We start from the raw sequence: 4,598 nt of genomic DNA on the forward strand, positions 1-4,598 counted from the left end.
CCCGAACTGTCGCACGAACGTCTGGTAGGCGCGCTTGAGGTCCGCCTGGAGCGCGCTGTAGGGAAGGTTCTCCACCTGGGCGCGCAGGACCGCACGGGCGGCATCGCGGACCGGGATCAGACCTTCGATGATGCGCGCGTGCTTCTGGAAAATACCGTCCTTCTGCTCGCCTTTCTTGACCTTCACCGCCACCGACTGGCCGTCGATGATCTGGTGCAGCGCGCCCTTTTCGATCAGGTAGCTGCCTTCCTTGAGGCTCGCCCCCTCCCCTGCCGTGCCGACATCCGCACGTCGGCTGTCCCGCAGCGCCTCGACGTCAAGCGTCTGCGGCACCGGGAAGCGTGCCAGTCCGGCCAGACGGGAGAGTGCGCTCGGCAGGGCGTCGTCGAGCATCTGCATCGGGTTCGGTGCGCAGGTGTATTCCGGCCCGAACTGCCCGCTCGTCCAGCCATGCCGACCCAGCACCTGCTGGCCGTTCTCCGCAAAATAGCGGTTGATGCTGAGCGGTCCCTCCCCCTCGTCGGTGTCCGACAGGTCCACAACGTCCAGCCAGGCGGTCTCGCCCGGGCTGTCTCCGATCTCGCGACGGCGCAGGACCAGCACGTCCACGACCACGTCGGTCCCGGCATCATCGCGCATCGCGCCAGCCGGCAAGCGAACCGCCCCGACCAGGTCCGCCGTTTCGAACAGGTGCCGGCGCGCAGTGGCGTCGCGCTTGTCCATCGTCCAGCGTGACGTGACGAACAGACCCATGGCACCGGGACGCAGGCGGGAGACGGAGCGTGCGATGAAGTAGTCATGCAGCGACAGGCCAAGCCGCCCCAGCTCGTCCGTGCCACGCACCGTGCGGTTGCTGAACGGCGGGTTGCCAATCGTGAGGTCGAACTGCTCGGCAATCTTCGCCGTCGTGAAGTCCTCAGACCGGACCCACTGGTTGGGAAACAGCTTGCGGGCGATGCGGGCCGTCAGAGGGTCGTTCTCGATCGCCGTCCAGGCCGTCTTCGGGGCAAGTTTCTCCGGGATCGCGCCCATGAACAGACCCGTGCCACAACCCGGCTCCAGCGCACGTCCGCCGCGGAACCCCATCTGCGCCACCAGATCCCACAGCGCATGCACGATCAGTTCCGGCGTGTAATGGGCGTACTGCGTGGCCCGCGCCAGTCCGGCCCGCTCCTGCTGGCTCGTCAGCGTCTCAAGCTGCACCCCGATCTCTTCCCAGCCCTGACGGAAGGCTTCGCCCGGACGGGGGAACAGGCTGTTGGCCAGCTCGCCGGCTCCAAATCCCGTAAACTTCGCCAGCAAAGCCTGCTCGGACGGCGTTGCATTGCGCCCCTCGGTCTCCAGTTCGGTTAGAAGACGGATGGCAGCAAGGTTGTCCCGCGCCCGCGCTTTCCAGCCCTGGGACAGGTCGCGCGTGCCACACAGGCGGAAGTCGATCTTAGGCGCCACGACCGGGGCTGCAGCGGCTTCTTTCGCGAGGGACGCGGCCTCGTCGAGCGCACGATCTCCGGGCAGGTCGCCCCAGAACAGGGTGTTGCTGCCGCCACCCAGGGCGGAGGTGTCGAAAAAGCTGAGCTGGGTCTTGCTCATGGGAGGAACTCCGGACAAGCGGCAGCGCCCGGTGCTGCGCGGGGGCAGACCGGGGGGCCGGAAAACAAACAGGATGGGTTTGGTCGAAAGGCGCTCAGGCCTTCCGGATCAGGTCACAGCGGACCGAAGCGCAGGGAGATCTGCTCGCGCTCACTGGACGACAGACGCGACAGGGCCTCACGGTGATAGGGGGATCCCTGACGGGCCTGGCGCGCGACCTGCCACCAGGCATTCTGGTCCGAGCAGGTCACGCCGCGCAGCTGGGTGTCAGCGTGCTCGGGGCCGCAGCCTTCGAGAATGGTCCAGCCCTCGCGGTGGGCCTGAACCAGGCTGAAACTCTGTGTGGGGGTTGGGCGTGTGAGGGCCATGACGGGCATCGTCTGCTGTCTCCTTTCTGACCCTTTCCGGCGAGCGCGGCGTCGTTCTGGGCGGCAAGGGCGACGCGTCAGCGTCGGGACCGCCCGGCCCGCAGCGCCAGCGAGGACACGGACGGACCCACCCCTTGCGGCACAGGGCGATCCCGTGGTGCCTGCCCTTCTCCCCCTTCCTTTTCTTTCCTCTTTTTCTTTTACGGTCCGCGTCTTGTGCGACCTGTGCTGTAATGATCGAAGACGGGCGACTATTTCCCGGGCAAACTCAGGAACCTGTTAACCCCTCGTGCAGTACTCTCTGCAGCAACTTGAAATCATGACCTGTGCGACCCATGTACAAGGCATTTCCAGGACCCTGAGGGACATTTATGACTGACCTGACCGAGACCCCGGCACACCCTCATGCTGATCTTCTGCCACTCACCGCCGACATCGTGGCCGCCTATCTGTCGCAGAACGCGCTCTCCGCCGATCAACTGCCCGCGCTGATCCGCAGCGTGCACGACGCTCTCGCGACGCCGGCCACGCCGGAGCCTGTTGTGGAAGAAGCCCCGACCCCCGCCGTAAACCCGAAGCGCTCCGTGTTTCCGGACTACATCATCTGTCTGGAAGACGGGAAAAAGCTGAAGATGCTCCGCCGTCATCTCAAGACGGCCTATAACATGACCCCGGAAGAATACCGGGCCCGGTGGGGCCTGCCGCGCGAGTATCCGATGGTGGCGCCCAGCTATTCCGAGAAGCGCTCGTCCCTCGCCCGCGACATTGGCCTGGGCTCCACGACCCGTGCCTCTGCGCCGCAGGAGCCCGTATCGCAGGAGGAACAACATCCTCCAGTGAAGAAGCTTCCTGAGAAACGTCGCGGCCGTCCGGCTCGCGCCTGAAACTAGACCGGCCCTCCCCCGGTGCCGAAAGCTCCGGCCGGGAGGATCCAGTCCTCTGTCAGAACCGACCCGATCGGCCGGTCTGACAGGCAGGCGGCGACCAGGTCGGGCCGCGACCGGGCTTCCTGATAGACCGTCCCTTCGGACGACAGCTGTTCGAGCCCCCTGTCACGTTTGATCGTGCAGCCGAAGTCCTTTTCATATCTGACCAGTTTCGCAAACCGGTTCGCATCCATCCATTTCAGGGTGGCGAACTGGTCTGCATTGCCGAAGATGCAGAAGGCGCAGGACAGGCGCGAAAATCCGGCCTGATAAGGATAGGCTGGCATGACGCGCCAGCGCCTGAGAATGTCCCAGACCTCCGCCTCGGACCAGGCGTGCACGGGCCTCCAGTGGTCGACATGCCGACGACGACGCGTCCCGTTTCTTGTGTCGGTGCGGTGGGGCTCAAAAGCCGCATAGCGGGCCCGTGCAGGACTTTCCTCGGCGCGCTCGCCTGTCACGACCAGAGTTCGGCGCTGGAGAAACCTGTCCTGTCCGCGGAGAGCGCGATCCGCCACATCAACCGTGAGGCTCGCCGAGCACCAGCGCACGGACAGGCTGGCTGAGACCTGGGGAAAGCGCAGGCGTGTCCCCTCTGGCCCCTGCCCTCCTGTTCTGATGACCCCGTCTGGCGTTTCGAAGACAACCGGAGCTGTGGGCGCATTGTCCCGCAGCATTTCGCGCTCAAAGCCACCCTCGCGGCAGGAGCGATAGAGCGGCAGGCTGAAATCCCGCGCCAGGGCTGCGACATACGGACCTGTGGAGGGCCAGTCCATGAAGGACCGCCCTGCCCCATCCACCTCGTGATGCCAGAGCTCGATGCGTTCGGCCGGAGCCCCGGCTTCCAGCAGAGCGAGCAGACAGGCCGTGCCATCCTTGCCTCCCGACACGGCGACAATAATGTGGTCATAGGACACGAGATCCGGGCTCATGATGTCCACCGACTGACCGGGGCGCCTGTCCGCACCGAGCGGCACATCAGAGCGTGGGCGATCGGGCGTTCCCGCAGTAGCAGCGGCTTTTCGTGGCGACCGTCCCAGGTCAGTCCCTCACAACGCATCAGCAGCCCCATCTGGACCGCGGCTTCGTCGCGACAGGCGCACACGCGTTCATTGCCACCGGAGCTGCGGCGGCAGGGTTCATCTGCTGGTGCTCCACAGCCGGCGCAGGCAATCGTCAGCGCTGGATCGCCCTCTTTCCAGTGCGTGTTGCAGCGGCGGCAGGTTGTGGGCTCCTGCGTGTCGGTCCAGCGCATCGGAGGCCGGCCACGGGGGGTTGGAACATAGGGAAACTGGTAGCGTCGCATGATGCTCGATCCATCTCTGGTTCTTCAAACATCCTTGCGACGGCGTGTCGGGCGACCGGGGTGCAACAGTGCCGCGCAGCGGCAGGATCGGCGTCATCCGGACCCACGCGCAGGCGGCGCAGCCGGCGAGCATGGGGAGGACGGACGGCGACCCACCTGTTGCAGCACGGGCGGCTGACAGGCAGCGGTTCTCTCATACGCCTATCCTACCTCTCCTTTTTTCCTCGTATATTCTTCGTATGTCAGTGCTGGTGGGGTCAGGGGATACTTCCAGTATGCAGTGGACAGCTAATGTCTCCGCGATATTTACGGTTGGTCTACCGTCTACCGCTCATGAGAGGACGGGCCAATCAAGCGTCCGGGTCTACGGTCAGTCTACCACGGGCAGACACCGAAAGGTGGGGCAGG

The 4,598-nt window shown here is 65.2% G+C and carries 5 protein-coding genes and 1 pseudogene; 2 read left to right on the top strand and 4 right to left on the bottom strand.

Features of this window, described 5'->3' with window-relative positions; genetic code table 11:
* Together R5H23_RS16195 and R5H23_RS16200 are read right to left on the bottom strand one after the other, a co-directional pair.
* Window positions 1–1,590 (bottom strand): annotated as a pseudogene (locus R5H23_RS16195) (Eco57I restriction-modification methylase domain-containing protein); the annotation flags it as partial.
* Between the two features lie 113 nt (window positions 1,591–1,703).
* Window positions 1,704–1,967: a hypothetical protein gene (locus R5H23_RS16200; RefSeq protein WP_253490751.1), complete on the bottom strand. Its 264-nt coding sequence runs from the start codon at window positions 1,965–1,967 to the stop codon at window positions 1,704–1,706.
* Window positions 1,968–2,329: 362 nt separating this feature from the next.
* Here R5H23_RS16200 and R5H23_RS16205 point away from each other — a divergent pair, with 362 nt between their 5' ends.
* The gene (locus R5H23_RS16205) at window positions 2,330–2,842 is read left to right on the top strand and encodes a MucR family transcriptional regulator (protein ID WP_317216048.1); all 513 of its coding nucleotides are present in this window, start codon (window positions 2,330–2,332) and stop codon (window positions 2,840–2,842) included.
* A gap of 2 nt (window positions 2,843–2,844) precedes the next feature.
* On the opposite strand, the gene R5H23_RS16210 is transcribed toward R5H23_RS16205, so the two are convergent.
* Window positions 2,845–3,816, bottom strand: coding sequence for a phosphoadenosine phosphosulfate reductase family protein (locus tag R5H23_RS16210; protein WP_317216049.1), 972 nt, complete (start codon window positions 3,814–3,816; stop codon window positions 2,845–2,847).
* The gene (locus tag R5H23_RS16215) at window positions 3,813–4,190 is read right to left on the bottom strand and encodes a hypothetical protein (RefSeq protein ID WP_317216051.1); all 378 of its coding nucleotides are present in this window, start codon (window positions 4,188–4,190) and stop codon (window positions 3,813–3,815) included. The genes R5H23_RS16210 and R5H23_RS16215 overlap by 4 nt, the downstream gene beginning before the upstream one ends.
* On the opposite strand from R5H23_RS16215, the gene R5H23_RS16220 reads away from it, so the two are divergent.
* Window positions 4,189–4,368, top strand: a complete 180-nt coding sequence (locus R5H23_RS16220; RefSeq protein WP_317216052.1) for a hypothetical protein — start codon at window positions 4,189–4,191, stop codon at window positions 4,366–4,368. The two genes, R5H23_RS16215 and R5H23_RS16220, sit on opposite strands and share 2 nt — an antisense overlap.
* Window positions 4,369–4,598: the final 230 nt, after the last annotated feature.

Source organism: Gluconobacter sp. GP1, assembly GCF_032913585.1.
In the GTDB taxonomy this organism is placed as follows: Bacteria; Pseudomonadota; Alphaproteobacteria; order Acetobacterales; family Acetobacteraceae; genus Gluconobacter; species Gluconobacter cerinus.

What these genes read in the sequence shown, in the direction of transcription:
- R5H23_RS16200 (WP_253490751.1), bottom strand. Translation starts at nt 1,967, where the DNA reads ATGCCCGTCATGGCCCTCACACGCCCAACCCCCACACAGAGTTTCAGC.
- R5H23_RS16205 (WP_317216048.1), top strand. Translation starts at nt 2,330, where the DNA reads ATGACTGACCTGACCGAGACCCCGGCACACCCTCATGCTGATCTTCTG.
- R5H23_RS16210 (WP_317216049.1), bottom strand. Translation starts at nt 3,816, where the DNA reads ATGAGCCCGGATCTCGTGTCCTATGACCACATTATTGTCGCCGTGTCG.
- R5H23_RS16220 (WP_317216052.1), top strand. Translation starts at nt 4,189, where the DNA reads ATGATGCTCGATCCATCTCTGGTTCTTCAAACATCCTTGCGACGGCGT.
- R5H23_RS16215 (WP_317216051.1), bottom strand. Translation starts at nt 4,190, where the DNA reads ATGCGACGCTACCAGTTTCCCTATGTTCCAACCCCCCGTGGCCGGCCT.